The sequence below is a fragment of the Prevotella veroralis DSM 19559 = JCM 6290 genome, from assembly GCF_000377625.1.
GTDB lineage: Bacteria > Bacteroidota > Bacteroidia > Bacteroidales > Bacteroidaceae > Prevotella > Prevotella veroralis.
Window position 1 is genome coordinate 145,440 of record NZ_KB898330.1, and the last position, 16,396, is coordinate 161,835.

At 40.3% G+C, this 16,396-nt stretch carries 11 protein-coding genes; 2 read left to right on the plus strand and 9 right to left on the minus strand.

Annotation, left to right across the window (positions count from 1 at the left end; translation table 11 throughout):
• Positions 1-18 precede the first annotated feature (18 nt).
• Genes D464_RS0107035 through mraZ form a run of 4 tightly spaced genes read right to left on the minus strand, consistent with a single transcriptional unit; the run spans position 19 to position 4,348 of the window.
• Positions 19-2,178, minus strand: a complete 2,160-nt coding sequence (locus tag D464_RS0107035; protein ID WP_018910774.1) for a penicillin-binding protein — start codon at positions 2,176-2,178, stop codon at positions 19-21.
• A 5-nt stretch (positions 2,179-2,183) separates the two neighbouring features.
• Entirely contained in the window at positions 2,184-2,906 is a 723-nt protein-coding gene (locus D464_RS0107040; protein ID WP_018910775.1) for an FtsL-like putative cell division protein, read from the minus strand.
• The gene (gene rsmH, locus D464_RS0107045) at positions 2,899-3,843 is read right to left on the minus strand and encodes a 16S rRNA (cytosine(1402)-N(4))-methyltransferase RsmH (RefSeq protein WP_024985761.1); all 945 of its coding nucleotides are present in this window, start codon (positions 3,841-3,843) and stop codon (positions 2,899-2,901) included. Before rsmH ends, D464_RS0107040 begins: the two co-directional genes overlap by 8 nt.
• 4 nt (positions 3,844-3,847) lie before the next feature.
• The gene (mraZ, locus tag D464_RS0107050) at positions 3,848-4,348 is read right to left on the minus strand and encodes a division/cell wall cluster transcriptional repressor MraZ (protein ID WP_018910777.1); all 501 of its coding nucleotides are present in this window, start codon (positions 4,346-4,348) and stop codon (positions 3,848-3,850) included.
• 255 nt (positions 4,349-4,603) lie between these two features.
• Between mraZ and D464_RS0107055 the strand changes: the two genes are divergently transcribed.
• Both D464_RS0107055 and D464_RS0107060 read left to right on the plus strand, forming a co-directional pair.
• Entirely contained in the window at positions 4,604-5,431 is an 828-nt protein-coding gene (locus tag D464_RS0107055; protein WP_018910778.1) for a glycerol acyltransferase, read from the plus strand.
• Between the two features lie 81 nt (positions 5,432-5,512).
• Positions 5,513-6,502, plus strand: a complete 990-nt coding sequence (locus D464_RS0107060; RefSeq protein WP_004382822.1) for a GNAT family N-acetyltransferase — start codon at positions 5,513-5,515, stop codon at positions 6,500-6,502.
• 473 nt (positions 6,503-6,975) lie between these two features.
• Here the strand turns inward: D464_RS0107060 and D464_RS0107065 are convergent, their stop codons facing one another.
• From D464_RS0107065 to D464_RS0107085, 5 genes are all read right to left on the minus strand, one after another.
• On the minus strand, positions 6,976-9,165 hold the full coding sequence (locus tag D464_RS0107065; protein ID WP_018910779.1) for a glutamine synthetase III family protein: 2,190 nt from the start codon (positions 9,163-9,165) through the stop codon (positions 6,976-6,978).
• A gap of 630 nt (positions 9,166-9,795) precedes the next feature.
• Complete coding sequence (locus D464_RS0107070) at positions 9,796-11,952, minus strand: helix-turn-helix domain-containing protein (RefSeq protein ID WP_018910780.1); 2,157 nt, start codon at positions 11,950-11,952, stop codon at positions 9,796-9,798.
• 429 nt (positions 11,953-12,381) lie between these two features.
• Complete coding sequence (locus D464_RS0107075; protein ID WP_018910781.1) at positions 12,382-13,158, minus strand: TIGR02757 family protein; 777 nt, start codon at positions 13,156-13,158, stop codon at positions 12,382-12,384.
• A gap of 40 nt (positions 13,159-13,198) precedes the next feature.
• A complete protein-coding gene (gene bcp, locus D464_RS0107080) occupies positions 13,199-13,657 on the minus strand; it encodes a thioredoxin-dependent thiol peroxidase (protein ID WP_018910782.1) in 459 nt (152 codons plus the stop codon).
• Positions 13,658-14,248: 591 nt separating this feature from the next.
• Positions 14,249-16,276, minus strand: a complete 2,028-nt coding sequence (locus D464_RS0107085) for a M13 family metallopeptidase (RefSeq protein ID WP_018910783.1) — start codon at positions 16,274-16,276, stop codon at positions 14,249-14,251.
• Positions 16,277-16,396 lie beyond the last annotated feature (120 nt).

A 16,396-nucleotide genomic window follows, 5' to 3' on the forward strand; every position in this document is an offset into this window, starting at 1 on the left:
GTTAAATGCCTACAGATCTTAGCCTAATCGTAGTGAACATTCCATCCCTTTCTTAACTTTATCGCCTGGAGCAAGGCTTTGCTCAATGACACGACCTCTACCATTAATACGCACCTTAATGCCTTTCTTCTCCATTAGATAGACTGCATCGCGTGCTCCCATACCGCGCACATTGGGTACAATGTGCGCCTTGTTGATAGCCTCCTTATGGAAGGTCAGCGATTTACCATTCTCTGTTGTTGTACCCCAGATAGGGCTCCCGAAAGGGTAAGCACCATTCCATCCGTTTGTCACGTTGAAGCCAAGTGTATTCAAAACATAGTCTGTTGCCAATAGATTCCCTATCTTTGCTGATGGGATGAGAATCGATGATTTATCTCGTGCATCACTGACATTTAACTTTAGACTCTGCGCCATTATTCCTTCTGCAATATGGTGGAACACGACTCCACTCATACCACCACCAGAGGCTGGCAGACCGCTCTTTTGAATACAAACAATACAACTGTAACGTGGTTTGTCAGCAGGGAAGAAACCTGCAAAACTTAGTAGATAGTTCACTGCGCCAGCCTTGTATCCAGCTGCACCTTTGGACATCTGCGCTGTTCCTGTCTTACCTGCAACAAGGAACTTGTCGGACCCAGCCCTCTTACCAAGACCTTCTGATACTACTTCTGTTAGGATTCGTGTAATATCTTTGATGGTACTCTCCTTCGCAATATGTTCCTTTACGACTTGTGGAGGATTGTCATAAAGGACTTGACCATTCTTTACTATTTGTTTTACGAAGCGTGGTCTCATCATCTTTCCGCCATTGGCAATGGCATTGTAGAACGCTAGTGTAGAGATAGGGGGTATCTGTGTCTCATATCCAATACTCATCCATGGCAGTGCTGTTGCACTCCAGTTATCATATTGCCCATGGTGATTCTTATGTGGCATACGTATCTTAGCAGGTGATGACCCCACAATTGGTATGTGAAAATTAGTAGCGAGTCCGAGGTCGTAAATACCCTGAACAAACTTCTCAGGGTTCTTGTGGTAATGTAGATCGATGATACGACTTACACCGATGTTAGAGCTATATTTCAAAGTCCAAGGCAGTGTTAACGTCCCATAGCCACCACGAGTCCAGTTGTGATCCTTCATCTCCCTGCCATACATAGGCCATACTCCTGGACCAGTCTGCACCGTATAAGTCGTATCAACGAGACCATCATCAAGAATAGTCATAATAGATGCTGTCTTAAAGACGGAACCTGGTTCTAGCAGGTCGCTAACCGCATGATTCTTTACTTCTCGATACTCCCCATCGCTACACTTATCCATGTTGACGATGGCTTTTACGTCTCCTGTCGCAACTTCCATAACGATAGCTACACCTACATTGCCATTCACGTTTGGATCTTTCAGTTCGTCAATCAAAGCTCTCTCGGCTAAGTCTTGCATACCAACATCAATGGTTGTGATTATGTCAGCACCATCGATTGGAGGTGTATCGGTGATATTTAAGAACTTGTTTCGAACCTTACGACGGTGGATGATACCATCAGTTCCGCGCAAAATCGAGTCGTATGACAGTTCAAGACCACAACGGGCGGTATCTTTTGCACCGAACATGTCTCCTACAGTGCGCTGTGCCAAGGAACCGAACGGACGCCTACGAGCATTGAACTCTTCCCAGTGGAAGCCGCTCTTAAACTTAGATAGATGTAAGATAGGTAAGGTCTGGATTTCTTTGAATGTATTGTAGTCTATGCGCTCATCCCATATCGCCCAGTGTTTACTCATCTTATGGTAACCTTCCAAGAGGTGCTCCTTGAAGGCAGCAGCTGACCGCTCAGGAAAGATGTTATTGAGACCTTTGCTGATGTAATTAATACTATCAATAAAGGCGGTATCATTGCCTGCTTCTTTAAGAGCATTGAAGTCTAAATACACCTTGAACTCCGGTAGTGAGCTAGCCATGAGTTGCCCATCACAACTAAGAATGTTACCTCGTGTTGGTTTAACCTTTACGCTATCTTTCTTTTGCGTAGCAGCAACTTCCATCCAATAAGACCTATTGGCTGTCATTGTATAGATGGTTTTTCCAAGTACAGCAAGCGCAATCAGCGACATCACAATGGCGATGATGCTGTAACGGGGGATGATCTTATTATTATTGAACTTGCTCATATTTCTTACTTCTCGGGTACATTTATTATATAAGGTGGGCGGTCTGACATTTTCAGAACGCTGTCCTTTCTATTCTTTAGTAGTTCCAGAATGTGGCTCTCTCGAGACTTCTCTGTAAGCTGACTACTACTTGATAAAGCTCTGTACTTTGCATCTTCTAATTCAGTGTTGAGCTTATCAATCTCTATCAGATACTTTTGTACGCTGTACCTATTAGATATATAAACGATGATGAAAGCAACAATCACAAGGATTAACCAGATGTTATTGCGTAACAGACGGGCAGAGAGAATGTCGCCACCAAGTATCTTGCGCAGTGTAAAGTTAGATGATTGAGGCTGCTCGTCTTCACGTGCTTGTTCTGCGATAGCTGCCTTGAGTATCTTAACCTCAGCTTCTTCTTCTTTTTCTCGTTCCTCTTCTTGGTGTTTCTTCTCTTCTTCCTTTATTTGTCGTTTTGCTTCTTTCTTTCGTTCCTCTTCATCTTGAACAGGGGTGTCTTTAACCCTTTTCTCTGTTAACATATCACCTTTAAGGTGGGAAATGTTTATATCTTTATTACCATCTGTAACCTCTAAAGCTATTGGAGAGGACTCTTCTCCCTCATAGATATCACCTTTGGCGAGTGGATTAATGACTGATTTAGATTTGTCATCATCCGTATTGTCTCTACCACGAAAGCTTTCAGCGGTTACATCTATATTCTTTATGTCGTTCTTGTCAATCATCTGCTTTCTTTTCTGCTATTCTTAGTTTGGCACTTCGGCTACGTGGATTCAGTTCTTGTTCGGCGTTACTTGCAGTGATAACCTTATTGTTTATTAGTCGGAAGGGAGTTTCCCGTCTTCCGTAGAAATCTTGCTTTACTTTTCCTTCTACATTCCCCGATTTCATGATGTTCTTAACCATTCGATCTTCCAAGGAGTGATAAGTAATTACAGAGAGGCGTCCCCTAGGGGCAAGTAACTCGGTTGCGGCCAGCAACATCTCACGTAAGGCATCCATCTCATGATTGACTTCAATGCGTAGAGCTTGGAACATTTTTGCCATGTCTTTCTTCTCTCTTGCGTGTAAAAAGAATGGTTCAACGATGGATAGCAGATCCTTTGTCGTTTTGAATGTCCGCTTTTCTCTTGCCTTAACGATAGCTGCTGCGATACGACGGGATTGCTTAATCTCGCCATAGAGATATAATATATCAGCTATTTGCTCCTCATCATATTCATTGAGAATATCGGCTGCTGTACGACCAGCTCGCTTATTCATTCGCATATCGAGAGGTGCTTCGAACCGAAAAGAAAAGCCACGTGTTTCATCATCGAAATGATGACTGCTAACTCCCAAGTCGGCTAGTAAGCCGTCAATATGATCTATGCTATAATAGCGCATCCAGTTCTTTAAGTACCTAAAGTTCGAACGAATGAAAGTAAAACGGTCGATTTGCTCCTCGCTTAGTCCCATCTTGCTAACGTTCTGTTCAGCGTCTGCATCTTGATCGAAACTATATAGATGACAGCCCTTCTTGAGGCGAGATAGGATCTCACGACTATGTCCACCACCACCAAAAGTCACATCCACATAAATTCCATTTGGGTGGATGTTCAGACCCTCAATACTATCGTTGAGAAGTACTGGAACATGATATGTTTCTGCGGTTTTAACCATCTTGTCAATCTTTTGTGGTTGCGGATTCTTCTTCATTCAAGAAATTGTTTGAGAAGAAATCATCAGTTCCCATGGTTTCCTCCATGGCTTTGCTAAACTCTTCAGCCGACATGAAAGGCTGTTCGGAGTCACCAGTTGCCCATATCTCAATACAGTCATCCATCCCTGTAAAGCGTATTTGCTGGTCTATGTTGACCATTTTTAGATAACGCTTAGGGATGAGGAAGCGTCCACTATTGTCTAGTGTGATAATCTCTACATCGGTTACAAACTGTCGATAAATCATCTGGTCATGTTTGTTCCAACGACTTAGTCGTTTGCGCAAAGCATCCATTCGTTGATTCCAAACCGATCGAGGATAAAGTACAAGGCATGGTTCAAAGATATCTTTACGCAATATTAACGACTCTTCGCCAGATGCATTTAGCACCTTGCGGAATGTTGCAGGCAGAAAAGCACGACCTTTTGTGTCTGTTTTTGCGTCTATATTTCCTAAGAACCTCACGTGTACTTCTTATAAAACTCGTATTTGGCTTCAAAGTTACACATTTTTCCCCACATATCTCCACTATACTCCACTATATTTCATAAAGGCTCTTTTTTTTGTGAAAATTAACGCTTTTCTGGTTGTTGAAAACAGTGTTTTAAAATCAGGTAGTAGTATTCTTTTTGTTCTAAAGAGCATATTTTTCGATAAAAAAGAGGGTTAATTCAAATGGTTTAGTTATTTTTGCATGTTATTACGAGGAATTTCTTGAACATGAGTAGTTCGATAGAGAAGACAATAGACATTGACAAGATACTTGTAGATAAGATGGGAGCAAAAGCGAAGTTTGTTCCTTCTTTTGTTGTAAAGTGGCTGAAGCACATCATTCATGAGGATGCAGTGAATCAGTTCCTGTGGGAGAATAGAGGCTTGACAGGTACTGAATGGCTCAAAGAGTGTGTACATTATCTGGATATGACGTTGCAGATTGAAGGTCTTGAGAATCTACCGGATAAAGATGACGGAAAGCTTTACACGTTTGTTTCTAACCATCCTCTTGGTGGGCAAGATGGTGTTGCTTTAGGTGCAATTATTGGGCAACATTATGATGGAAAGTTCCGTTATTTGGTGAATGATTTGCTTTTAAATCTTCCAGGTTTGAAGCCTGTTTGTATTGGAATCAATAAGACGGGCAAGCAAAGTAGAGACTTTCCTCGTATGGTTGAGGCTGGCTTCCAAAGTGATAATCACATGTTGATGTTCCCTGCAGGACTGAATAGTAGGAAGATAAATGGGCGTATTCATGACCTTGAATGGAAGAAGACTTTCATTACAAAAAGCGTCGAATATCATCGTGATGTAGTACCTATCTTTTTTGGAGGGAGAAATTCTGATCGATTCTATCGTATAGCTCATTTTAGCGATAAATACGTCAAAAAAGTGAATATAGCAATGCTGTTTCTTGTCGATGAAATGTATAAAAATGTTGGGAAAACATTTCGTGTTGTTATCGGCAAACCTATTCCTTGGCAGACATTTGATAAGTCTAAAACACCGATGGAATGGGCAAAATTCGTTGAAGATAAGGTGTATGAATTGTAGTCCTATTCTATGAGGCTATTGATAGTTAAGGGATAGGAGCGAATGAGAGAATAAAAGAGAAAGCAAAAGAAAAGTATATATATGGAAGAAGAAATCATCCAACCCATCAGCAAGGAAGTGCTCAGAAGCGAACTGACAGCAGATAAGTTACTTCGTATGACCAATAAGAGTCATAACGAAATCTACGTCATTACGGCTAAGAGTTCACCTAATGTGATGAAGGAAATCGGGCGTCTTCGTGAGATCGCGTTTCGTAATGCTGGTGGTGGTACGGGTAAGTCAATGGACATTGACGAGTTCGATACGATGGATAATTGTTGCCGACAACTTATAGTTTGGAACCCCGATGCGGAGGAGATTATAGGAGGCTATCGTTATATCTTCGGAAGCGATTGGAAGGTTGCTAAAGATGGACAACCAGTATTAGCAACAAGCCACATGTTTCATTTCTCCGACAAGTTTATGAAAGAGTACGCACCCTATACTGTTGAGTTAGGACGCTCTTTTGTATCCTTAGAGTATCAAAATGTTCGACGCAACTCAAAGAGTATCTTTGCTCTTGATAACCTTTGGGATGGGCTCGGAGCATTGACAGTCTTGAACCCAGACTGTAAGTATTTCTTTGGTAAGATGACGATGTATCCTTCTTATATACGCCGTGGAAGGGATATGATCCTATACTTTCTAAAGAAGTATTTTGATGATAAAGACAACCTTATAATACCGATTAAACCGCTTAAAATAGATACCCCTATAGCCGAATTGGATGCTCTTTTTAATGGTGAAAACTTTAAGGAAGATTACAAGATACTGAATAGTGAAATTCGAAAGTTGGGTTATAACATTCCTCCTCTCGTCAACGCTTATATGAATCTGTCTCCGACTATGAAGTTATTTGGTACCGCGATCAACTATGGCTTTGGCGATGTAGAGGAAACGGGAATCTTAATAGCTGTTGATGAGATCTTCGAGGAGAAGCGCATTCGGCATATTGAGAGCTTTGCGGATGAGCATCCAGAGGCATTAGAGTTCACTAGTGGGGCTAATCACGTTATTTATAAGGCGAAATAGGGTAGGGTATTCTCCCTTGTGGAGGGCAACTTTTACTTATATTGTTATTGATAAATAATCCTGCTATCAATGGCTTTCTACCTTTTTTTGATATATTTAGTAAACCATTCTTGGAACCCCAGCTTATAAGATAAGAATGTGCTTTCTTTATTCTTATGGGGCTTCTTCTTTTGTGTATTTGGGTTCTGTATATACAAAAGAAGAGTATCTTTAGAGGTGAAAAATAGATTAAAAATGCTGGCATAATAGACTATTAAATACTAAAAAATAATCTATTTTTTAAGGTTGATAAATATCTTTTCCTACTTACAGAAGTTGTTTCTCTAATAAAGAGAATGGTCTTTATGGTTTTAGAAGATAATTAAAAGAGAGCATCAGCGAGCCTATTTCTGTGGTTCGTTTGATGCACTCATGTTATAGAAGTATATTCTTAGGGTTCTCATCGATACTTATTACCGATGAAATCGTTGTTTTTATCGGATGAAGAGAAGTTCGCGATACTTTGGAAGTGTCCATAACTCATCACTGACAACCAACTCTAGTTTATCGATTTGATACCTAATCTTCTCCATTTTAGGAGCTATTGTATCATGATAAGCAATGGCTCTTTCTCGTTGATTCTCAATCTTGTTAGCTACCTTTCGTGCGTTAACAAGCTCCTCAATACCGCTTTCTATGAGTGTAGTACGCTCTGCTATCTCACGGATAATCTTGATATTCCGTTCACTAAGTTGTTTACCTTCTACATCCCCAAAGACGTCCATCATGTTCTGAACATTCTTAGCCAATTGACTCTGATAGTGCGTTGCGACAGGGATAATATGGTTCATTGCAAGGTCGCCCATGACGCGTGCTTCAATCTGAATCTTCTTAGTGTATGTCTCCCATTTAACCTCATTTCGAGCCTCTAACTCATTATGGCTTAAAACATGAGTAGCCTCAAACATTTTGATAGAGGCTGTATCAAGATAGCGATCAAAGCATATAGGACAACTTGCCTCACAATCAAGTCCGCGTTGAGCAGCTTCTTTCTTCCAATCACCAGAATATCCGTTTCCATCGAAACGGATCGGTTTGCAAGTCTTGATGTCTTCGCGTATAACATCAATGATAGCAGAGTTCTTTTCTTCTCCTTTAGCCATTAATGCATCCACCCGATCGGCAAAGTTGTTTAGAGCTTCAGCCACAGCAGCATTAAGAACAATCATTGCTGAAGCACAGTTAGCCTCTGAACCAACCGCACGGAACTCAAATCGATTACCCGTAAATGCGAATGGTGAGGTGCGGTTTCGATCGGTGTTATCGATGAAAAGTACTGGTATCTCTGGTATCTCTAGACGCATACCAGTCTTACCACTTAGCGCAAATAAATCATCTTTATCAGCTTTCTCAATATGGTCAAGAAGATCGCTAATCTGCTTACCAAGGAATGATGAGATGATAGCAGGTGGTGCTTCGTTAGCACCAAGACGATGATCATTGGTGGCACTCATTACTGATGCCTTCAATAAACCGTTGTGTTTATATACTGCCATCAATGTTTCTACGATGAAGACAACGAAACGGAGATTATCAATAGGGGTCTTTCCTGTGGCATGTAAGAGTACACCAGTGTCCGTACTCAAACTCCAGTTGTTATGTTTTCCAGAACCATTAATACCCCCGAAAGGCTTCTCGTGCAATAGAACTCGGAAGCTATGCTTGTGTGCAACCTTCTTCATTAAAGACATCAAAAGCATGTTGTGGTCAACAGCTAAGTTACATTCTTCAAAGATAGGAGCCAACTCGAACTGACCGGGAGCAACTTCGTTATGGCGAGTCTTGCATGGAATACCCAGCTCAAGAGCTTGTATCTCTAGGTCTTTCATGAATGCTTGAACACGCTCAGGGATAGTTCCAAAGTAGTGATCGTCCATCTGCTGGTTCTTTGCGGAGTCGTGTCCCATAAGCGTTCTACCCGTTAGCATCAAGTCAGGACGTGCGAAGTAAAGATCCTCATCAACAAGGAAATATTCTTGCTCCCAGCCTAGGTTGCTTGTAACTTGCTTTACTTCGGGATAAAAGTATTGGCAAACTTTAGTTGCTGCAACGTTTACAGCACGTAAAGCCTTTAGTAGTGGAGCTTTGTAGTCGAGTGCTTCTCCAGTATAAGATATGAATATTGTTGGAATACAAAGTGTGTCGTCGATAATAAATACAGGACTTGTCGGATCCCAGGCAGAGTATCCTCGGGCTTCAAAGGTATTTCTTATGCCTCCATTTGGGAATGAACTCGCATCCGGTTCTTGCTGAACAAGGAGCTTACCAGAGAACTCTTCAATCATTCCGCCTTTACCATCGTGCTCAATGAAAGCATCATGTTTTTCAGCAGTACCTTCTGTTAATGGTTGAAACCAGTGTGTATAATGAGTTACACCATTCTCTTTAGCCCATTGTTTCATGCCTTGTGCTACTGCATCTGCAATCGATCTATCTAGTCGACTGCCGTTATCCATGACATCAACGAGCTTTTTGTAAATGTCGGCAGGTAGATACTTGTACATCTTAGAGCGGTTAAACACGAGCTTTCCATAGAACTCTGAAGGGCGTTCCGTTGGTGTATTGACTTCTACTGGTCGTTTCTTGAACGCTTCTTCAACAGCTTCAAATCTTAAATTTGCCATATCTTTTACCTTAAAATGAAACTTCGTATTGCAAAAATAAGCATTTTCCTTATATCTAGCAAAGTATTTAAGAATATATAAAGGTGCAAAGTTTAAGATACAAGGGGTTAATACTTTACAATAAAGAAGAGTGTTACCTGGATTGCTAAAGGTCTACTCACATTGTTTGAAATAAGCCTCTTTTTCAAGGTAAAAGTTTTCTTCCTCAATTACAAAAAGAGTGTATATCTGCTCACGCAGACATACACTCAGCCACTTAACTAAATAACTCAAAAATTATTTGACTCAAAATATTCTTTAGGTAGTCTTCGTCACGAGGACATAACCTAAGTACTTACATTTGACTATTAACTTACTAATAACTATTTAAACGTAATTTGATTGCTACTCAATAATAGCTTTGAATTAACGGTTGCAAAGATAATACTTTTCTTTGAAAGGCGTGCCGATATAAACACTTTTTGTTTGTTGTAAGCGTAATTTATTGTAGTTAGTAGTAATTACAACCTACTAGAAGTATCTATTTCCACCCTTTTCATCGACTATATTAGATGATGTTTTTATTTTTACAATTCATATATTGCAGGTGATAAAGATAAGAATTTAAACTGATACTACCCTTTTTTATCTTTATTGAAGCATGGTTGTCTTCATTACCAATAGAATGTCTGAATAAGAGATATTGGCTGGGCATAATATTTTAAGTGCTTTCAAACTAGCATCCTTACCTGCAAGTTTTATCTTTTGTTGTATAGTTCTTGCCTTTGACTCATCAATCACCTCATTCAGTTGTATGTATCCCTTTTGGATGTAAGGGATGAGATGTCCCTGTATTGTTGCTGGTGTTAAGCCACGCTCCTTAGCAATAGCTTCAATACTCTTACCCGCTTTGAAGAGGTTATAAGAGATTTCCCCAGTACTGATTTTAGGTGCTTTTGGCGCAGAGTCTTCTGTCTTTTTCTTTTGCTTTCTGCCCGTTCCATCGTCCAAGCTATTAAGTATTGCTTCTTGTTTAGACGCTAGGTAGCCTGTAATGGAGAATCCTTCATTCATAATAGCCTCTAATACTTCATGTTTAGTTGAATATGCTTGGCGTAGATCGGAGAAGCTATTATCAAATCGTTTGTTGGCTGTTTTGTTGTTAGATTGTACCCCCTTCGTTATATCAATAAGGTGACTAAAGATCTCTGTAAGCTGACTATGGAAGTAAAGAGCACTCTTTTTCACCCGTTCTAAGAACTTCTCTTCGTGCAACTGTTCGGTAGTCATGCGCCAGATAACGCTTCCCCATTTCATAGAAACACCTATGATACGCTCATCAAGATCAATTATTGCCATCTTGTGAAGCGTTGTTACCTTCGGAAACTTGAAGAAGTATTCTGATAAAACACGATAGATAGCATCTTCGCAAGCCTTAATTTCATAGAAGCTAAACAATTCTAAGAGTAGTTGTCGATAATACTCCTCTTTCAAGACTGGTAATGCTTTAATACTTTTTGCGGCTTCTTCCGTTTGATGAGATATGTAATTTGTTACCTGACTATCGTTAATTATGGCGGAACTACTTATCGGTGAAGCCAAAACGAGCCCTTCCAATGTCTTACAACGGCTCAAGGCGACATACACCTGACCAGCCGCAAAGGACGACTGAGCGTCAATGATAGCATGTCCGAACGTCAGTCCCTGACTCTTGTGTATAGTGATTGCCCACGCCAAACGCAAGGGATATTGCTTAAAAGTGCCTTGTACCTCCGCTTCTATTTGTTTTGTCTTTTCGTTTAAGGTGTATTTTGTATTCTCCCAAGTCTCTTGTTGTACTTCAATTTCCAGTTCATTACCAGGACAAAGAACCTGTATTTTCTCATTATCAAGGTATGTTATATGCCCAATTCTCCCATTGTAGTAACGTCCATTATTATCATTTCGGATGAACATAACCTGCGCCCCACGTTTAAGCTTAAGTCTGAAGTCTGCCGGATAGTTGTATTCTGGGAAATTACCATCGACCTCTGCGGTGAATGTGCATGCTTTTGAAGGAAGATTACGCAGCTGATCATCATTGTAACTTTCAGCCATTCTGTTGTGAGTTGTCAGTCGGATATAGTCGCTTCCCACCTCTGGCTCAAACTTAGGATCGTATCTTTCGTTCAGTTTCAGCAAGTCGGTCTCACTCACTCGTCCCTCCCTTATATTATTAAGTAAGGTGATAAACCTGTTATCTTGCTGTCTATAGACATGCATCAGTTCGATGGTTACATAGTTAATACTACGTAATGCCTTTGAACCAAAGAAGTATGGTGTGTCATAATAACGCTGAAGTAATCTCTCCTCTTCGGGTGTTACAACCGGAGTAAGTTGTTGTAAGTCACCAATCATAAGCAGTTGTACACCTCCAAAGGGCTTATCATGCTCTCTAAATCGGCGTAGGACGGAGTCGATAGCATCGAGAACATCAGAGCGCACCATGCTTATCTCGTCAATGATAAGCAAGTCTAGCGTCCTCATTATCTTACGTTTCTCCTTGCTGTAATCAAATCTATTCTTGATACTTGCCTCTGGTACAAATGGAGAAAGGGGTAGTTGAAAGAAAGAATGAATGGTCATTCCACCTGCATTAATTGCTGCCACACCTGTTGGAGCAACGATGACACTACGTTTAGAACTCTTTTCTTTGAGCGTTCGGAGAAATGTTGTTTTCCCAGTTCCAGCCTTTCCTGTAAGGAAGATGCTGATACCAGTATGTTCAACAAAGTCCCATGCATGCCTTAATTCGGGGTTCTTTTCCATTGTCCTATCGTCTATTAATAATGGAGAACAAAGGTAATTGAAATTCTTGGAAGTAGCAAATAAACCTTTACTTGATAAATGTCAACCAACTTGATACATAGCAATAAAACCAAGAAAAAGAGCCTTTAGCCGTAATAATGCTTGTTCCTAAGTTGGAAACTAACTACCTTTGCACTCGTAAAAGATTAAGGATAACATATTAAAGAACCAGAGACAAAGGGTCTCTATTAAACGTAAATGATTATGGTTTCATTAGTATTATCAGCTGTAGTAATTGCAGCAACAGTAGCAAAGGCAGTAAGTGTTAACAACCACATGGCTGCCTAATTATTAGACAAAGTTTAGAAATTTGAGAGTAAAAACAATATTCCAGGTTCACCAAGAGTGCGCTTGGAATTTTTGTTTTATAGGTGTTTTATGACGTAAATATCATAGATTTACACCATAACCAAACAACGCAAAGTCTGCTTTTAATGGGTCTTCGGGGAAGAAAGTGGCAAGTTCTTCTGTTAACCGACGTGCTGCAACCATTGTTGCTGACTTGCTTTTAAGTAGCCCTAACTGCATAGCTTGCTGAATGACATGTGTGTCGAGTGGCATAATCAAGGTGCGTTGATTGATCAGTTCAGACCAAATTCCTATGTCAACAGGCGATCCTTTGCGTACCATCCAGCGTAAAAACATACAAACGCGTTTACAACAAGAGTTTGTATTCTTCGGTACGATACCTGTAATCTCGTGTTTTTGGAAGTATTGACAGATAGCATCTATGGCTGTAAGGGCATCGATATTCTCCACTTCATCGTACTTTTTAGCATACGAACGGATGTAACTCTCCATGTCCCCATACTCCTCATACATTGATTGTAAGGCTTGGAAAAGACCGTACATCATGTGATTTGTATATAAACGATAGAAACAATTGTCATCATCGGGAATGTCTAATGCAAACCGTCCTGTCCTTACCCATTGATAAGGTTCACCTCTTGAGCAATCAAGGATATACTGAATACGAGGCATAAAGACTTGTCTTGAACCATAACTCAAACATGAAGCTATAAAAGCAATAGCCTCTTGGTTACGCTTACCAACGACTTGATGCATAAACCATGAGGGGTCATCTTTTATGAAATCTTGTGTTTCATATTGAGTAGCGAGGGCATGAAGTCTATGCTCCAAGCCCTCGGAAGTCTTTGTTTTTACCATATAACACTCTTACAGCAGTGTACTTCGTACCTGATTACTATTACTTGCTTGGAGCAAGAATCTGTGCTGCATGATCTTTCGTCTTAATCTCTTTCGGACCAATGATGCGTTCAATGATACCCTCCTCATTAATAATAAAGGTGGTACGGAATGTCCCCATGTAAGTACGACCATACATCTTCTTTTCTCCATAAACCCCAAAGGTCTCAACGAGCTTTAGGTCTGTATCAGCAATGAGGGGGAATGGTAGCTCATTCTTCTCTATGAACTTCTTATGCGATTTTTCATCTTGTATACTTGCTCCAACGATTGCATAGCCTTGAGCTTTTAGTTCCGTATAGTTGTCGCGGAGGTTACAAGCCTCTGCGGTACAGCCTAATGTCGAATCTTTAGGATAGAAGTAAAGGACGAGCTTCTGCCCTTTATAATCGCTCAACTTAATCTCCTTGCCGTCTTGATCAGTACCTAGAATCTCTGGTGCCTTATCTCCTACATTCATAATCTATTGTTTTTAATGTTTCACTTAATTGATTTACAAAGATACAGAAAGATGTAGAATAATTACAAGTTAATGCTCTTAAACATTTAAAAAATATGGGACCTCATCTCACGATGAAGTCCCACTGGTAACTAAAAATATCCTATAAAAGTAGGATTTAGTAGTTTTCTCTTCAGTATAGCACCTATTTCTATACTTTATTTCTTATGTCTGCACTATGTATTTTAGTAAACTTTACTCTCTTAGACATGCGTGTAAATGTTTTTACCTAAGCGGTAATTTGTATACCATTCTATCGGCTGCAAATATACTACTTTTTGTGGAATTAATAGATAAATATCGCTATTTATTGTTTGTAAAGGGTAAAAAATTGATAAGTATCATTTGGTTTTATCTATGTTAATTTATTACATGTATGCCTTGATAAAGGGCTTAGATTGTAAAATCAAGTGACATCATTTGCAACCCATCTAATGCTGTTTTATATGAATGACAATCAATGCTATAATATAAGAAGAGCCTCTTCTGTAATGGAGAAGAGGCTCTTTTGAGCTTGAAGAAGGCGTTATCTCACGTCAAAGAAAGCATCTCTTACCAGATGTGAGCACGTTTCTCCTGTGGGACAAAGAGTTTATCACCCTCTTTAATATCGAATGCCTTGTACCAAGCATCTATCATTGGAAGAGCTGCATTAACACGACTTACGTTAGGAGAATGTACGTCTGAGTTAACGATGTAAGCAACAAATTGAGGTGCAACATTGCTTGCCCATACACGACCCCATGCGAGGAAGAAACGTTGAGAAGGGGTGAAACCATCCTTGTCAGTAAGTGGATTCTGCTTCATACTATTCTCTAATGCACGATAAGCAACGTTCAAACCACCATTATCACCAATGTTTTCTCCAAGCGTCTTCTCGCCATTTACCTTTAGTCCTGGTATAACTTCTTGCTGGTTGAACCAGTCTACTAATACCTTTGTTCGTGCATCGTAGTTCTTCTTGTCTTCGTCTGTCCACCAGTTCTTCATGTTTCCTTCCTTATCAAACTGGCAACCTTGATCATCGAAGCCGTGGCTCATCTCGTGACCAATCACTGCACCAATAGCACCATAGTTAGCGGCATCATCGACCTCAGGATCAAAGAATGGAGGCTGTAGAATAGCGGCTGGGAAGTTGATACTATTCGTTGATGGATCATAATAAGCATTGACCGTCTGTGGTGTCATGTGCCATAGTTTCTTATCAACTGGTTTGCCCCAACGCTTAGAGATAATATATTTTGAGGCAGCCTCTTGTACGTTCTTTACATTATCAAGGAGCGACTTTGCCTCGTCAATAACAAATACACTATCCATGTTTTGCCACTTATCTGGATAGCCAATCTTTATGTCGAATGCCTGTAACTTCTCGAGTGCTTTTGCCTTTGTAGCAGCTGTCATCCATGTATTCTCTTCGATACGCTGTGCAAAAGCTGATTGCAAGTTCTTAACAAGTTGAATCATTCTTTCCTTGCTACTCTCTGGGAAGTACTTCTGAACATAGAGCTTACCAACGGCCTCGCCCATGATACCTTGTACGAAAGATAAAGCACGTTTCCAACGTGGCTGTTGCTGTTGAACGCCGTAAGCAACCTTTGTGTACTCGAATTTACGCTTTGAGAAAGCATCAGAAAGCATACCTGCAGAACTTGAAATAACAGCTAATTCCATGTAAGCCTTCAACTGATCGAGTGGCGCAGTAGCTAATATTTTCTCTACCTCATGTACTGGCTCTGGCTGACCAACATCCACTTTACCACCATTATTAGGATAGCCAGCAATCTTCAGGATATAGTTCCAATCAATACCTGGGTAATCCTTTAAGAGCTGTTCCCATGTCATTGGATGGTAATTAGCCTGTGGATCACGTGATTTCACTTGATCATAACTAACTTTAGCAATACGATTCTCGAGTGCAAAAGCCTCTTCCATCTTCTTCTTTGCAACTGCTGGAGCATTGCCAACCATCTTTAGGTAGTCATTCTTCAAGCTCTTGTAAGCAGCCACAACAGCCTTTTGTTGTTCATTAGGTTGTGTGTAATACTCTGGATCCAAGCCCAATCCTGATTGTGAAACACCGATGATGTATCGGCTAGAATTTATTGCGTCGGTGGTCATACCGAAGCCTACAGGGAAGGTGTTATAGCCCTTCTCGTCAAGATCATACATCAGTTTGATGAGCTCCTTACGTGTCTTAGCAGCGCGAACTTTAGCTAATACAGGTTTGATAGGGGTATATCCCTCACGATTACGGCGTGTACTATCCATGTAGAGATTGTAGATAGAAGCAATCTTCTGTGCTACTGTGCCCTGCCTCTGTGGTTTCTTAGCATAGTCCTCAACCATTTCTCGGATGCGTTTGTTGTTTAACTCCTCTAGATCAACAAATGCGCCGTTCATCGGATGTTCCTTGTCTAGAGGGTGAGTCTTCATCCAGTTACCTGCAGAATACTCATAGAAGTTCTCTCCCGGTTTAACATTTAGATCCATGTTGTTGCGGTCTATGCCCGATTTCAAGCCTTGTGCAAATGCAGAGGTGGCAACGAGTGAAGCCGCTAGAAATAGCATTCTTGCTTTCATGTGCTTAATATTTTAAAGTGTTGAATATTATCTTTTCTTTCGCTAACAAGCTACGAATGTTTTACAAAGATAGCTAAAAAAGAGTAATCCTTTTACTTTCTATGCTCTTTTTTGATAGTT

Coding starts and splice junctions, on each gene's coding strand:
- D464_RS0107035 (WP_018910774.1), bottom strand. CDS start 2,178: ATGAGCAAGTTCAATAATAATAAGATCATCCCCCGTTACAGCATCATC.
- D464_RS0107040 (WP_018910775.1), bottom strand. CDS start 2,906: ATGATTGACAAGAACGACATAAAGAATATAGATGTAACCGCTGAAAGC.
- rsmH (WP_024985761.1), bottom strand. CDS start 3,843: ATGGTTAAAACCGCAGAAACATATCATGTTCCAGTACTTCTCAACGAT.
- D464_RS0107055 (WP_018910778.1), top strand. CDS start 4,604: ATGAGTAGTTCGATAGAGAAGACAATAGACATTGACAAGATACTTGTA.
- D464_RS0107060 (WP_004382822.1), top strand. CDS start 5,513: ATGGAAGAAGAAATCATCCAACCCATCAGCAAGGAAGTGCTCAGAAGC.
- D464_RS0107065 (WP_018910779.1), bottom strand. CDS start 9,165: ATGGCAAATTTAAGATTTGAAGCTGTTGAAGAAGCGTTCAAGAAACGA.
- D464_RS0107070 (WP_018910780.1), bottom strand. CDS start 11,952: ATGGAAAAGAACCCCGAATTAAGGCATGCATGGGACTTTGTTGAACAT.
- D464_RS0107075 (WP_018910781.1), bottom strand. CDS start 13,158: ATGGTAAAAACAAAGACTTCCGAGGGCTTGGAGCATAGACTTCATGCC.
- bcp (WP_018910782.1), bottom strand. CDS start 13,657: ATGAATGTAGGAGATAAGGCACCAGAGATTCTAGGTACTGATCAAGAC.
- D464_RS0107085 (WP_018910783.1), bottom strand. CDS start 16,276: ATGAAAGCAAGAATGCTATTTCTAGCGGCTTCACTCGTTGCCACCTCT.